Below are 12,708 nucleotides of genomic sequence, written 5' to 3' on the forward strand. Positions count from 1 at the left end.
TTGTAAAGTATATATAATTTCCCTTGTCGGATAATGTTTCTACTTAAAGTCAAGTACCATTCCAACCCCTATCTCTTCTATATCAACCGCACCGGCTAATGCTATTTTGGCTTTTAGGTCAGTACAGTGACAGGGATAGAGTGCTTGTGCGTTGAGTTGCTTGAAATAGTCCGATGTTCTGATGAGGGTAGATTTTTCTGTATTTAATAGATGAAACCCACCAATAACAGCCCGAACGCGTTTATCACCGGTCACTTTAATAGCATAATCAATAATATTGCAGATCCCAGAATGAGAGCAGCCAGTAATAATTACAATACCCTCTGGGCTGGTATAAACTATCGCGCTGTCGTCTATGACAAAATCGTCAACTTCATGGCCACAACAATTGATAGTTTTCCCTATAGGATGCAGCCCTTCAAAATCGTTACTACGCTCTATCTCACCTAAAAAAAGCAAATTATCAGTAATGTAATAAACTCCGGACTGATCAATTCGTTCGAAAAAGGTGGGATAGCCATCAGCCGGAAAATGAGAACCTATTGATTTATTTTCGTAGTATTTAGGGGCAAAAGCATTGGGGTGAGCCACAAGTTTTATTTTCTGCTCACAATAGTGATTTGTTCGGTCAAGATATTGTGCAAGATGGGTTAAGCCCCCGCTATGATCGTTATGACCATGAGAGAAAATCACACTATCGATATTGCTGATATTCATACCCAGAATTGCCGCGTTACATAGAAAAACATCAGAGTAGCCGGTATCAAAAAGGAAACTTTTTCCCTCAATTTCAATGTAATAACAGACTCCTGGCTCAGCTATAAGATATTTGTCTATTAGGGTGTTGTTATCAACCAACACAGTTAACTGCATATCCTTTTCTTTGTTTATTCACATTATTCCGACACAAGTTTTATTTGCGGCTATCGAAAAGTAATTTACACGCTAATCCGGTAAAGACTCCGCTTAGCAAATAGTTTGGCCAGCGAGCTGAAAACGCCCCGGTCTTAAAGCAGTTACGCATATTACTGACCACTAAAATCAGGCTACCATTAATAATCAAGCCAATAGCATTCAGGATGGTAGCCAATAACAACATTTGCACAATAACTGAACCTATGTTGTTCATTGATCCCATCTATCACAGTAAAGGTTTTGGAAAAATGCTGTTGGCGCATGCTCAGCCTTTAAAGGGAGAACTCAGTGTGGATGTGAATGAACAAAATCCCGCCGCGTTAGCTTTTTACTTGAAATGCGGATTTGTAAAAACCGGTCGCTCAGAACAGGACGGCGAGGGAAAGGTATTTCCACTGCTTCACCTGGTGCAGGTAGAGTAATAAAAACCCGGATTTCTCCGGGCTTCAGTAAAACGGGTGACTAAAATAAGTTACTCGATATTTTGAATCTGCTCGCGCATTTGTTCGATAAGCACTTTCAGCTCGATAGCTGAATTGGTGACTTCGGCATTGATAGATTTTGATGCCAGCGTATTCGATTCGCGGTTAAATTCTTGCATCATAAAATCAAGGCGGCGGCCAACGGCTTCTTTCTTCTTCAGAATATTGTGTGTTTCTTTGACATGCGCTTCAAGTCGATCCAACTCTTCAGCCACATCGACACGCTGTGCCATCAGCAATAATTCTTGCTCTAGGCGAGTGTTTTCCAACTGGACCTGTGCTTCTTCCAGTTTGTTGAGCAAACGCTCACGCTGCCATTGCAAGATGTTTGGCATATGCGCACGGACTTTAACCACTTCCGCACTAACGCCATCCAGCCGCTGTTCAATAAGCACTTTTAGTGCTGCACCTTCGGTTTCGCGGGAAACGATAAAGTCATCTAACACAATATCCAGTGCCTGCATTAGCTCAGTACTGATGGCATCCAGATCCTGTTCTTCTGCAGCCATAACACCCGGCCAGCGCAGAATATCCACTGGATTAATTTCGCCTTCATCACTTTGCATCTTGACCCACTGACCAGCTTCAACGAGTTGCTTTGCCAGTTTTTCATTAAGAATCAAAGAGCTTTGTGAGTTAGCATCCAACTCAAAGCGCAAGCTGCACTCAATTTTGCCACGGGTCAGACGGTTGCGGATACGTTCGCGAATAACCGGTTCCAGGCTACGGAACTGTTCAGGTAAGCGAATGTAAGTTTCTAAATAGCGTTGGTTAACGGAACGCAGCTCCCAGGCTGCGCTACCCCATTCACCCTTAATGTCACGTCGAGCGTAAGCGGTCATGCTGCGGATCATTGTTGCGTACCCGTTTTCAAGAAAAGATGCAGGGATTATAGCCTCCGAGGCGCAGGCAGGATAGGCATTACATCACTAAGGCCGTATAATGCGCGACCAATATCGATTTAAAGCCGGAGAAAGCCCCATGCGCCCAGCAGGCCGAGCAGCACAACAAGTCCGCCCATTGACCCTGACCCGTAATTACACGAAACACGCGGAAGGTTCCGTGTTGGTTGAGTTTGGCGATACCAAAGTATTGTGCACCGCCACGGTCGAAGAGGGTGTTCCGCGCTTTCTGAAAGGCCAAGGTCAGGGCTGGATAACAGCTGAATATGGCATGTTGCCGCGTTCGACCCACAGCCGTAATGCGCGCGAAGCCGCAAAAGGCAAACAAGGTGGTCGCACTTTAGAAATTCAGCGCCTAATTGCTCGTTCTTTGCGTGCGGCAGTTGATTTGAAGAAATTGGGTGAGTTCACCATTACGTTAGACTGCGATGTGTTGCAGGCTGATGGTGGCACCCGTACAGCCTCAATCAGTGGTGCTTGTGTGGCTCTGGCTGATGCATTGAATAACTTAGTTGCTGCCGGTAAATTGAAAGCTAACCCGATGAAAGGGCTGGTAGCCGCGGTTTCTGTTGGTATCGTGAAAGGTGAAGCCCTTTGCGATCTGGAATATATAGAAGATTCTGCCGCAGAAACTGATATGAATGTGGTGATGATGGAAGATGGCCGGATGATTGAGGTGCAAGGCACCGCAGAAGGCGAGCCGTTCAGTCACGAAGAGTTACTGGCGTTGTTGGAACTGGCTCGGGGAGGGATAGAAACTATCTTCCTGGCGCAGAAGGCGACGTTAGAACAATAATTGAGAAAGGCGACTTGCTAGTCGCCTTTTTTTTTGCCTGCAATTTAGGTACCGAATCATTCAACAAAGTAATTAATGACAGTAGCCACAATCTAGAGGAGACGTACCAATGAAAGCCTATCAGCGCGATTTTATCGAGTTTGCGCTTAACAAGCAGGTATTGAAGTTTGGCGAATTTACCCTGAAGTCTGGGCGGATTAGCCCCTATTTCTTTAATGCTGGGTTGTTTAATACCGGGCTTGATCTGGCAAAACTCGGGCGCTTCTACGCCGCAGCGTTAATGGATTGTGGTGTAGAGTTCGACCTTTTATTCGGGCCAGCATACAAGGGCATTCCTATTGCCACCACCACCGCCGTAGCCTTGGCTGAGCATCATGATCGTGATGTACCTTACTGCTTTAACCGTAAAGAAGCTAAAAATCACGGTGAAGGTGGCAGCTTGGTGGGAAGCCCGTTAAAAGGCCGAGTCATGCTGGTTGATGATGTAATAACCGCGGGTACTGCGATTCGTGAATCAATGGAAATTATCAATGCGCAGGGCGCCACCCTCGCTGGTGTGATGATTTCATTGGATCGTCAAGAACGTGGTCGTGGTGAAATCTCTGCGATTCAGGAAGTTGAACATGATTATCACTGTAAAGTCATCGCGATTGTGACACTGAATGATGTGATCAGTTATCTGGAGGAGAAACCGGAGATGGCGGTTCATCTGACGGCGGTGCGCCAATATCGTGAGCAATATGGCGTTTAAGCCCTAATACGGAATTAATGTGAAAGGGTCAGATGGCCCTTTTAACGACAAATGTTAAGTTTGTTATTTTGTACATAAATCCTTACAGCCATTGTTCACTGTATAAGACAGTGCGTCCAAATAATGCTTCTACTCCTCTCGTGGTTCTAAATCTATACTTTTTCCACCTTATAAATTCATACGACAATCATGAACCATATCCTTGGTGGCTATAGCTCAGTGGCAAAATGATGGTGAGTTATGGCTATATTGCCGTGAATATATTAGGGCGGGATCGCTTTGGTGATCACCGATGTCAACCGTGGGCATTTGGATAAATTGTCCGCTAACGACCTTTAAAGCATGAATAATAATGCGATAAAGAAATTCGGTAGTCTGATTTAAAAGGAGAGAGTACTCATGAGTACACCTGCTAACTTCAACAATCAAAAACCTATAATTGACCCAACCAATGTGGCCATGCTGCTGATTGATCATCAAAGTGGCCTGTTCCAGACGGTACACGACATGCCTTTTACTACCTTGCGCCGTTTGGCTGTTGCCCTGGCTAAAATAGCTACCTTGGCCAAGATCCCAGTGATCACAACAGCTTCTGTGCCGCAAGGCCCCAACGGCCCATTGATTCCTGAGATCCATGAATATGCTCCGCATGCGCAATATGTGGCGCGCAAGGGGGAAATTAACGCATGGGATAACCCGGATTTCGTCGCAGCGGTAAAGGCGACTAGCAAGAAACAACTTATCATCGCGGGCACCATTACTAGCGTGTGTATGGCATTCCCTGCTATCGCGGCTGTTGCTGATGGTTACCAAGTTTTTGCTGTGATTGACGCTTCAGGAACTTACTCCAAAATGGCCGAGGAAATTACACTGGCACGTGTAATGCAGGCGGGGGTGGTGCCAATTGATGTGGCCGGAGTGGCCGCTGAGCTGCAAAAAACCTGGAACCGTAAAGATGCTGCTGAGTGGGCACAGGCATATACGGGGATTTTCCCAAACTATCAGTTGCTTATAGAGAGCTATACTAAGGCTCAGGACGTCGTCAAAAACAGTGAAAAACTGGATTCTGAACGCAAGTAAGCCAAAAGCAATATGAGCCGCAGGTATTGATCCCAATGCATGCTGCGGTAACTTTAACCATATTTAAGGGCCGTTTGGCCCTTTTTATAGACTATTACAGCGACTTTGCGGCTTATTGCAACTGAGCCACAATCAAAGGCCAGCGAGAATCAAACTCTTGCGTTGGCCGGTAGCGGAATTCTGAGCGCACAAAACGTGAAAGCATCCCTTCACAAAATGCTAATAGCTGTGTTGCCAATAGCGCTTCATCATGGATAAAACCTTGCCCATCACGCAGTTTTTTCTCGCGCAGCACCTGGCGTAGCTGTACTTCAATTCGTTCAAACAATTGGTTAATTCGCCCTTGCAAGCGGTCTTGCTCGAACATCAGTGCATGCCCAGTCATGATGCGAGTTAGCCCTGGATTGCGTTCCGCAAAGCCTAATATCAGCAATAGGATCAGCCGGAGGCGATTAAACGTCTCTTTTTCATCTTGCAGAATCAAATTAATGCGGGACATCAGACTGTCTTCAATAAACTCGATCAGGCTATCAAACATCCGCGTTTTGCTGGGGAAATGACGATAAAGCGCGGCTTCCGAAACTCCCACATTCGCGGCGAGTTTGGCGGTAGTAATGCGTTGGCTGCCGTCGCTGGATTCCAGCATTTGCGCTAAAGCCTGCAAAATTTCCTCGCGCCTATTCCTTTTCGTATTTTCTTTTTCTGCCATGTCCGAGTAGACCCTTGCTAAAAATGACTTAATAACAAAAACCCAAATACCGGCCGCACTGGATACCAAACCCCGGCGGCTTATGTGATAGCTTTTTTACGGTATCAGGGTCTAGGGTAGGTTATTGGCGCCCAGAATGACCAAAACCACCGGTACCACGTTCAGTAAGGTCAAAATCTTCAACCAAATTGAATTCTGCTTGTACTACGGGAACAAATACCATTTGTGCGATACGTTCGCCGGGTTCGATGGTAAAAGGCTGTTGACCACGGTTCCAGACTGACACCATCAACTGACCTTGATAATCGGAATCAATCAGCCCGACCAAATTACCCAATACCACCCCATGTTTATGTCCCAAACCTGAGCGCGGCAGAATGACCGCCGCCAGGGCGTTATCACCGATATGTATCGCTAAACCAGTGGGTAACAATGTAGTTTGCCCCGGCAGTAAATCAACTGCTTCGTCCAGACAAGCACGTAAATCCAGCCCGGCAGAACCTTCTGTAGCATACGTTGGTAAAGGGAATTCCTTGCCAACTCGTGGGTCCAGAATTTTAATGTCGATTTTTTTCATCATAACGGCTGACAATCTCGTCTATTAAACGCTGACTGAGGAGGTGTTTATCGCTGAGCGGTAAACGTTTCTCTCCAGTCGGCCAAAAAAGGTGCAAAGCATTGGTATCACTGTTAAAACCATGCTCTGCGAGCGATACATCATTAGCGCAAATAAGATCCAGATTCTTCCGCGCTAGTTTTTGTCGCGCGTATTCTTCCACATTCTGGGTTTCGGCAGCAAATCCAACAACAAATGGACGTTTTTTAGCCATCGAAGCCACCCCGGCGACAATATCCGGGTTTTTCACTAACTTAAGGGTAATTTCGTCACCCTGTTTTTTTATTTTCTCGTCAGAAACTTGCTCGGCGCGGTAATCCGCTACCGCAGCACAAGAAATAAAAATATTCTGCTGGGCGGCTAAGTTCTGAACTGTTTGCTGCATCTCCAGCGCACTGACAACATCAATGCGATTCACAGCAGCTGGTGTTGGGAGGTTCACTGGCCCGGCAATTAGAGTGACTTTTGCCCCTCTGGCGGCGGCCGCTTGAGCAATCGCGAAGCCCATTTTTCCCGAACTTTGATTGCTGATAAAGCGCACTGGATCAAGCGCTTCACGCGTCGGCCCAGCGGTAATCATGACACTCAAATGTTTCAGGTCTTGTTTTGCTGCAAAATGTTCATGTGCCAGTGCGACAATTTCCAGAGGGTCCAGCATTCTGCCTGGGCCAACATCCCCACAAGCCTGACTGCCGCTATCTGGCCCCCACAATAGCATTCCGTGATTGGCTAGGGTCTGTAGATTGGCTTGGGTAGCTGCTGCGCGGTACATCTGTTGATTCATAGCAGGCACGGCAGCAACAGGAGATGCGGTTGCCAGGCAAACTGTTGTTAGCAAGTCATTTGCCATGCCGGCGGCCACTCGCGCCAGTAAATCCGCTGTGGCGGGGGCTATTATCACTAAATCAGCCCATTTACCCAGCTCAATATGTCCCATCGCCGCTTCTGCCGCAGGGTCGAGTAAATCATCAGAGACGGGATAGCCCGAGACTGCCTGCAACGTGAGTGGCGTAATGAATGCTTTAGCCGCGTGGGTCATCACCACACGTACCTCTGCACCTCTGTCGCGTAAGCGGCGTACCAGCTCAGGAGATTTATATGCGGCAATACCCCCGCTAATCCCGAGCACAATCTTTTTACCAGAAAGATGTTCGCCGGAAAGTCCCGTCATCATGATTGTCCGAATGAAAGTCATAAGAGGCGATATTTTAGCATAACCGCCGGGTAGATTAGCTATCAGGGCATCTCCTGATGCCATCAATCATCAAATTTGCGAGGCGTTACGCATGCTGCTCATCATGGAGTCGCAGCTCATAAAGCCTTCTGTCATGCTGTTTGTACTGTTCAGGGATAAACAGGAGCCAAGGAATGGATGAGTGGTATGGGCATATGGCCCCAAGAGAAAAACTGCTGAAATACGGTGCCGCGGTACTGACTGATGCCGAATTGCTCGCTATTTTTCTGCGTACGGGCATCCCAGGCATGCATGTAATGAGAATGGCTGAATATTTGATTGATGAGTTTGGCTCACTTCATGAGCTTATCTCGGCGGATTATCAGGCGTTATGTGCAAAAAAGGGGATTGGTGTTTCGAAATATAGTCAGATTCAGGCTATCGCAGAACTGGCTGGTCGCTGCTTTTCATCTCATCTGATGCGCGAAAGTGCCCTGCTTAATGCCGATATTACACAAAAATTTCTACAAAATATCCTTTCTCATCGTGAAAGAGAGGTTTTTTTAGTGATGTTTTTGGATAACCAGCATCGTGTTATTCGCCATGAGGAGATGTTTACTGGTACCATCAGTAGTGTTGAAGTCCATCCGAGAGAAATTGTGCGTGAAGCGTTGAAGGTTAATGCCGCCGCGCTGATTCTGGCGCATAATCACCCTTCGGGTAAGGCTGAACCGAGCCAAGCTGACCGTTTGATGACTACGCAGGTGATAAAAGCCTGTTCATTATTAGATATTCGAGTGCTCGATCATTTGGTGGTTGGACGGGGTGAATGTGTCTCATTTGCCGAACGCGGATGGCTTTAGAGAAATAATAATTGATCCTTTCGGGATCTTTAGCTGTTCGGGACTTGAGCACTTACGCTTCAGAGCGTATACTACGCCACCTTTGAGAATCTTGGGTTTGGCGTGAAGAGCCTATCTCAACAGGTTTATAGCCTGGTGACAGGGGTTTCTGACCTGATGACAGTGAGCCTTCTCAGTGAATTTGCTGAGATGGGCTCTAAAGCCTGACGAGGCGGCCAAATCCTATACGAAGCTCGAGCTGATTTGATTTTTGGAGAATAGACATGTCCCGAGTCTGCCAAGTTACTGGCAAGCGCCCGGTGAGCGGTAACAACCGTTCCCACGCAATGAACGCGACCAAACGCCGTTTTCTGCCGAACCTTCACTCTCACCGTTTTTGGGTTGAGGGCGAGAAGCGCTTTGTAACTCTGCGTGTATCTGCTAAAGGTATGCGTGTTATTGATAAGAAGGGTATTGAAACGGTCTTGGCCGAAATTCGTGCCCGCGGTGAGAAGTATTAAGGAACTGAATCATGGCTAAAGGTGTTCGCGAGAAGATCAAGCTGGTTTCTTCTGCTGGTACTGGTCACTTCTATACCACCACGAAGAACAAGCGTACTAAGCCGGAAAAATTGGAATTGAAGAAATTCGATCCAGTTGTCCGTCAACACGTGATCTACAAAGAAGCTAAAATTAAGTAATTTTAATTTTGGTGGATTAAGAAAACCCGGCCTCGGCCGGGTTTTTTATTATATAAAGTCTAGTGAGACACGTTGAGGGAGGTCGCATGCCTGAATTACCAGAAGTTGAAACCAGCCGACGCGGGATCGAACCTTATCTTGTCGGCCAAACCATTCTTTATGCTGTGGTCAGAAATGCTCGCTTACGCTGGCCAGTGTCGAATGAAATCCTGGCACTCAGTGACCAGCCGGTACTTAGTGTCCAACGCCGAGCTAAATATTTACTGATAGAGCTGAAAACAGGCTGGATTATCGTCCATCTAGGGATGTCAGGTAGCCTGCGTATTTTGTCGGAAGAAACCGAAGCGCAGAAACATGATCACGTCGATTTGGTTATCAGTAATGGCAAAATTCTGCGTTATACCGATCCGCGCCGCTTTGGTGCCTGGCTATGGGCAAAAGACCTTGAAACCAGTAGCGTACTCGCGCACTTAGGGCCAGAACCCCTGAGTGATGAATTTACCGCTGGGTATCTGTTTGAAAAGTCACGCAACAAACGCACTGTAGTTAAACAGTGGCTAATGGATAATAAAGTGGTGGTCGGGGTGGGTAACATCTATGCCAGTGAATCGCTATTCACTGCGGGTATTCTGCCGGAGCGCGCCGCTGGTTCATTAACCGAAGCCGAGGTCACACTGTTGGTGGCAACAATCAAAGCCGTGTTATTGCACTCTATTGAGCAGGGTGGCACGACATTGCGCGACTTTTTACAGTCAGATGGCAAACCGGGTTATTTCGCGCAAGAATTACAGGTATATGGGCGGGCAGGTGAGTTATGTCGGCGCTGTGGGAATGTGATTGAAATTGCGAAGCACGGGCAGCGTAGCACGTTTTTTTGCCGCCACTGCCAGCGTTAACCTATATTCTTCGTATTTGAAACCGCAGGGAGTGACCGCCTGTCTACAACTCCAATTACGTGGGTATTGTGTCAATAAAGAATCACGCCAACTTAGCCATTAGCGCTGCGGTTACGGGCGCAGGAAGGAATGGCGAGATATCTCCACCATGGCGCGCCACTTCTTTCACTAATGACGAAGAGATAAATGACCACTTTTCTGATGGCATCAGAAAAACACTTTCCAGCTTTGGCATTAGATGGCGGTTCATATTGGCCAGTTGCCATTCATATTCGAAATCTGATACCGATCGTAAACCTCGCACCAAAATATTCGCGTTATTTTTTTTGGCAAACTCCGCCATCAGCTCACTGAAGCTCAAAACTTCCACATTCTTCAGTGGTGCGGTCACTTGTTTTGCCAAGGCGACCCGCTCGTCTAGGGTAAACATCGGTTTTTTACTGGAACTGTCGGCGATAGCCAAGATGACATGACTAAACATTGCTGAGGCGCGGGTGACTAAGTCCAAATGCCCATTGGTAATAGGATCAAAGGTCCCCGGATAGATGGCTTTGGTGGTCATGAATTCTCGCTTTTCTGATATTGATGGCTCAATGCCCACAGAGCCGCATATTTGTTAAAAGTATATTGCGCGTTGACCACCGCCAGCAATAGCCCTTGTTTACCATCGAGGAAACCGGCACGTAATAGCCATGTCTTACAGAATGCCCCAAGAGTATGGCTGAGAATTGAAAAATAGCTGCAACTTTTGCCTTCTTGATGACGCTGATCCGCCCAAGCTTGCGCATAGTTGAGTTGTTTTTGTTGAAAGGTGAAAAAGTCACGGCAAGTCAGGTGCAGTAAATCTCCAGCTAGCGGGATAACTTTAGCGGAGCCGCTATCAAGTGATTCATGAACTAAATTATCGTTATAACGGTATTGATCGCGCGGATACAGCCGGGTCACTCTATCTGGATACCAACCGCTATGGCGCATAAAGCGGCCTAAAAACAGGTTCCGCCGTGCACAGCTATAAACAGCACCTTCTTCTGGTGCCAATAACACCGCTTCAATCGCGGTTTTTAGCTCGGGAGTCACTCGCTCATCAGCATCCAGCATTAGAATATAATCGCCAGTGGCATATTGCTGGGCTAATTGCCGCTGTTTACCATAACCCGGCCATTCTGTGTTGCTGTAGACTTTTGCGCCATATTGCGTGGCCAGGGCGAGGGTTTCATCTTCACTACCTGAATCTAAAACCACTATTTCATCAGCCCAGATAACGGATGCCAAACAATCCGCCAGCAGTGAGGCTTCATTTTTAGCAATCATCACCACTGACAGGCGTTTTTTGACACTCATTTAGTGGCTCCGTTGCGGTAGATAAGGCTCCAGCAAGTGCAATAGCCGTTGTAGCGCGCCCTGATTTTCATGCAATACATCAACCGCATGGCGGCCATAATAGAGGCGGCAATCTTCATCAGTCAGCAGCATGGTGATTTCTTTCACCAGTGACAGGGTATCAGTGACAGTAATCAACCCTTCAGCCTGCTCCAGCTTGGCACAAATGTCTTTAAAATTAAACGTATGTGGCCCCATCAACACAGGGATGGCATGCGCTGCTGCTTCCAATGGATTATGACCGCCGCGCTCAACCAGGCTACCGCCAACAAAAGCTAAATCAGCGATGCCATACAGCAACATTAGCTCACCCATGGTATCGCCGATCACCACTTGTGTGCTACTCGAAGGCACTTCGCCTTTGCTACGCAATGTATAACTTAGCCCGGCTTTTTGTGTTAATTCAATGGCTTTCGGGAAGCGTTCTGGGTGGCGTGGCACCAGAATAAGCAGCAAGGTCGGGAACTGCTGTAATAATTGGCGATGGGCTTCCAGCAAGATAGTTTCTTCGCCGTCGTGGGTACTGGTCGCTATCCAAACAGGACGATGTGGTGCCCACTGGCGGCGTAAGGTGATGGCTCTGGCGGCTAATTCGGGGGTTACAGAAATATCAAATTTCAGACTGCCGGTGACTGTAAGCTGTGAGCGCCGAAGGCCCAATTCAATAAAACGATCGCCATCTTCTTGATTTTGCGCGGCAATCAGAGTGATCCGTTGCAGCATATTACGGATAAAACTACCGATTTTTTTATAGCCAGCGGCAGACCGTGCAGAAAGGCGCGCATTGGCAATCACCAGCGGTATCTTGCGGCGATGTAGCGCATTGATAAGGTTCGGCCACAGTTCAGTTTCCATGATGATGACCAGCTTGGGATTCACCTGATCAAGAAAACGGTTCACAGAACCGGGAAGGTCGTAGGGCAGATAAACGTGATGGACATCTTTGCCAAAAGCGGATTGAACGCGCTCGGAGCCGGTAGGTGTCATGGTGGTCACGGTAATGGGCAATGACGGGTAACGGTGGCGTAATGCTCGGACTAAAGGGATAGCGGCCAGTGTTTCACCGACTGAAACTGAATGCAGCATAATACCGCCAGCAACAACTTTACCGGCACAAAAACCATAGCGTTCCCCCCAGCGTTTGCGGTAAGCCGGGGCTTTACGGCTGCGTAACAGCAATCGCAGCCAAATCAGAGGTTGAATAAGGTAGAGTAATACCTGATATAAACGCAGTAACATTCTATCAATTTCATTTATATGGATTATTAAGAATAATACCATATTTGAGCAAGAAAGGCTCTTTTCCACTGGGGCTGCTTGATAACCCAAGCAGGGTCAGGTTATTCATAAAAAAGAATATAAACTTTCAACAAATGAGAGGGAGGGAAATTGATTTTTCTTGTTTAAAATGAGAATGATTTTCATTACTTCGGGGTGTAATTAATGATGTTGCTGTATATATCAT

Annotated in this window: 16 protein-coding genes and 1 pseudogene; 8 read left to right on the top strand and 9 right to left on the bottom strand. The window is 47.1% G+C overall.

Annotation, left to right across the window (positions count from 1 at the left end; genetic code table 11):
* Positions 1-39: 39 nt before the first annotated feature.
* Positions 40-873 carry an MBL fold metallo-hydrolase gene (locus FTA91_RS08050; protein ID WP_050114822.1) on the bottom strand — a complete coding sequence of 278 codons (834 nt, stop codon included), beginning with the start codon at positions 871-873 and terminating at the stop codon, positions 40-42.
* Positions 874-913: 40 nt separating this feature from the next.
* Positions 914-1,117: pseudogene (locus tag FTA91_RS08055) on the bottom strand (LysE family translocator); the annotation flags it as partial.
* Between the two features lies 1 nt (position 1,118).
* Here FTA91_RS08055 and FTA91_RS08060 point away from each other — a divergent pair.
* Positions 1,119-1,337, top strand: coding sequence for a GNAT family N-acetyltransferase (locus FTA91_RS08060; RefSeq protein WP_235896836.1), 219 nt, complete (start codon positions 1,119-1,121; stop codon positions 1,335-1,337).
* Between the two features lie 50 nt (positions 1,338-1,387).
* On the opposite strand, the gene FTA91_RS08065 is transcribed toward FTA91_RS08060, so the two are convergent.
* Positions 1,388-2,251: a YicC/YloC family endoribonuclease gene (locus FTA91_RS08065; RefSeq protein WP_050114820.1), complete on the bottom strand. Its 864-nt coding sequence runs from the start codon at positions 2,249-2,251 to the stop codon at positions 1,388-1,390.
* Between the two features lie 127 nt (positions 2,252-2,378).
* Here FTA91_RS08065 and rph point away from each other — a divergent pair, with 127 nt between their 5' ends.
* The 3 genes from rph to FTA91_RS08080 all read left to right on the top strand — a co-directional run bounded on the left by rph (position 2,379) and on the right by FTA91_RS08080 (position 4,926).
* Entirely contained in the window at positions 2,379-3,095 is a 717-nt protein-coding gene (gene rph, locus FTA91_RS08070) for a ribonuclease PH (RefSeq protein ID WP_050114819.1), read from the top strand.
* Positions 3,096-3,204: 109 nt separating this feature from the next.
* A complete protein-coding gene (gene pyrE, locus FTA91_RS08075) occupies positions 3,205-3,846 on the top strand; it encodes an orotate phosphoribosyltransferase (RefSeq protein ID WP_050114817.1) in 642 nt (213 codons plus the stop codon).
* A 399-nt stretch (positions 3,847-4,245) separates the two neighbouring features.
* Positions 4,246-4,926, top strand: a complete 681-nt coding sequence (locus FTA91_RS08080; protein ID WP_145535726.1) for an isochorismatase family protein — start codon at positions 4,246-4,248, stop codon at positions 4,924-4,926.
* Between the two features lie 112 nt (positions 4,927-5,038).
* Here the strand turns inward: FTA91_RS08080 and slmA are convergent, their stop codons facing one another.
* The 3 genes from slmA to coaBC form a co-directional block, all read right to left on the bottom strand.
* Positions 5,039-5,635 (bottom strand): nucleoid occlusion factor SlmA, encoded by a 597-nt coding sequence (slmA, locus tag FTA91_RS08085; protein ID WP_004392079.1) that lies wholly within the window; start codon positions 5,633-5,635, stop codon positions 5,039-5,041.
* A gap of 121 nt (positions 5,636-5,756) precedes the next feature.
* Complete coding sequence (gene dut, locus FTA91_RS08090; RefSeq protein ID WP_032820628.1) at positions 5,757-6,215, bottom strand: dUTP diphosphatase; 459 nt, start codon at positions 6,213-6,215, stop codon at positions 5,757-5,759.
* Complete coding sequence (gene coaBC / locus FTA91_RS08095; protein ID WP_050114813.1) at positions 6,193-7,425, bottom strand: bifunctional phosphopantothenoylcysteine decarboxylase/phosphopantothenate--cysteine ligase CoaBC; 1,233 nt, start codon at positions 7,423-7,425, stop codon at positions 6,193-6,195. Before coaBC ends, dut begins: the two co-directional genes overlap by 23 nt.
* A 194-nt stretch (positions 7,426-7,619) precedes the next feature.
* Between coaBC and radC the strand changes: the two genes are divergently transcribed.
* The 4 genes from radC (at position 7,620) to mutM (ending at position 9,863) form a co-directional block, all read left to right on the top strand.
* Positions 7,620-8,288: a RadC family protein gene (radC, locus tag FTA91_RS08100; RefSeq protein WP_050114811.1), complete on the top strand. Its 669-nt coding sequence runs from the start codon at positions 7,620-7,622 to the stop codon at positions 8,286-8,288.
* A gap of 263 nt (positions 8,289-8,551) precedes the next feature.
* Entirely contained in the window at positions 8,552-8,788 is a 237-nt protein-coding gene (rpmB, locus tag FTA91_RS08110; RefSeq protein ID WP_005164747.1) for a 50S ribosomal protein L28, read from the top strand.
* A gap of 11 nt (positions 8,789-8,799) precedes the next feature.
* Positions 8,800-8,967 (top strand): 50S ribosomal protein L33, encoded by a 168-nt coding sequence (gene rpmG, locus FTA91_RS08115; RefSeq protein WP_004392084.1) that lies wholly within the window; start codon positions 8,800-8,802, stop codon positions 8,965-8,967.
* A gap of 86 nt (positions 8,968-9,053) precedes the next feature.
* Positions 9,054-9,863, top strand: a complete 810-nt coding sequence (gene mutM / locus FTA91_RS08120; protein ID WP_050114809.1) for a bifunctional DNA-formamidopyrimidine glycosylase/DNA-(apurinic or apyrimidinic site) lyase — start codon at positions 9,054-9,056, stop codon at positions 9,861-9,863.
* Positions 9,864-9,945: 82 nt separating this feature from the next.
* Here the strand turns inward: mutM and coaD are convergent, their stop codons facing one another.
* Genes coaD through waaA form a run of 3 tightly spaced genes read right to left on the bottom strand, consistent with a single transcriptional unit; the run spans position 9,946 to position 12,482 of the window.
* Positions 9,946-10,425, bottom strand: a complete 480-nt coding sequence (coaD, locus tag FTA91_RS08125) for a pantetheine-phosphate adenylyltransferase (RefSeq protein ID WP_050114807.1) — start codon at positions 10,423-10,425, stop codon at positions 9,946-9,948.
* A complete protein-coding gene (locus tag FTA91_RS08130) occupies positions 10,422-11,204 on the bottom strand; it encodes a glycosyltransferase family 2 protein (protein WP_145535724.1) in 783 nt (260 codons plus the stop codon). The genes coaD and FTA91_RS08130 overlap by 4 nt, the downstream gene beginning before the upstream one ends.
* Positions 11,205-12,482: a lipid IV(A) 3-deoxy-D-manno-octulosonic acid transferase gene (waaA, locus tag FTA91_RS08135; protein WP_145535722.1), complete on the bottom strand. Its 1,278-nt coding sequence runs from the start codon at positions 12,480-12,482 to the stop codon at positions 11,205-11,207.
* Between the last annotated feature and the right edge of the window lie 226 nt (positions 12,483-12,708).

The sequence above is a fragment of the Yersinia thracica genome (assembly GCF_902170565.1).
GTDB lineage: Bacteria > Pseudomonadota > Gammaproteobacteria > Enterobacterales > Enterobacteriaceae > Yersinia > Yersinia thracica.

Bases quoted from the DNA above. Each gene is read 5' to 3' on its own strand.
- FTA91_RS08050 (WP_050114822.1), bottom strand. From the start codon at position 873: ATGCAGTTAACTGTGTTGGTTGATAACAACACCCTAATAGACAAATAT.
- FTA91_RS08060 (WP_235896836.1), top strand. From the start codon at position 1,119: ATGTTGTTCATTGATCCCATCTATCACAGTAAAGGTTTTGGAAAAATG.
- FTA91_RS08065 (WP_050114820.1), bottom strand. From the start codon at position 2,251: ATGATCCGCAGCATGACCGCTTACGCTCGACGTGACATTAAGGGTGAA.
- rph (WP_050114819.1), top strand. From the start codon at position 2,379: ATGCGCCCAGCAGGCCGAGCAGCACAACAAGTCCGCCCATTGACCCTG.
- pyrE (WP_050114817.1), top strand. From the start codon at position 3,205: ATGAAAGCCTATCAGCGCGATTTTATCGAGTTTGCGCTTAACAAGCAG.
- FTA91_RS08080 (WP_145535726.1), top strand. From the start codon at position 4,246: ATGAGTACACCTGCTAACTTCAACAATCAAAAACCTATAATTGACCCA.
- slmA (WP_004392079.1), bottom strand. From the start codon at position 5,635: ATGGCAGAAAAAGAAAATACGAAAAGGAATAGGCGCGAGGAAATTTTG.
- dut (WP_032820628.1), bottom strand. From the start codon at position 6,215: ATGATGAAAAAAATCGACATTAAAATTCTGGACCCACGAGTTGGCAAG.
- coaBC (WP_050114813.1), bottom strand. From the start codon at position 7,425: ATGATGACGGGACTTTCCGGCGAACATCTTTCTGGTAAAAAGATTGTG.
- radC (WP_050114811.1), top strand. From the start codon at position 7,620: ATGGATGAGTGGTATGGGCATATGGCCCCAAGAGAAAAACTGCTGAAA.
- rpmB (WP_005164747.1), top strand. From the start codon at position 8,552: ATGTCCCGAGTCTGCCAAGTTACTGGCAAGCGCCCGGTGAGCGGTAAC.
- rpmG (WP_004392084.1), top strand. From the start codon at position 8,800: ATGGCTAAAGGTGTTCGCGAGAAGATCAAGCTGGTTTCTTCTGCTGGT.
- mutM (WP_050114809.1), top strand. From the start codon at position 9,054: ATGCCTGAATTACCAGAAGTTGAAACCAGCCGACGCGGGATCGAACCT.
- coaD (WP_050114807.1), bottom strand. From the start codon at position 10,425: ATGACCACCAAAGCCATCTATCCGGGGACCTTTGATCCTATTACCAAT.
- FTA91_RS08130 (WP_145535724.1), bottom strand. From the start codon at position 11,204: ATGAGTGTCAAAAAACGCCTGTCAGTGGTGATGATTGCTAAAAATGAA.
- waaA (WP_145535722.1), bottom strand. From the start codon at position 12,482: ATGTTACTGCGTTTATATCAGGTATTACTCTACCTTATTCAACCTCTG.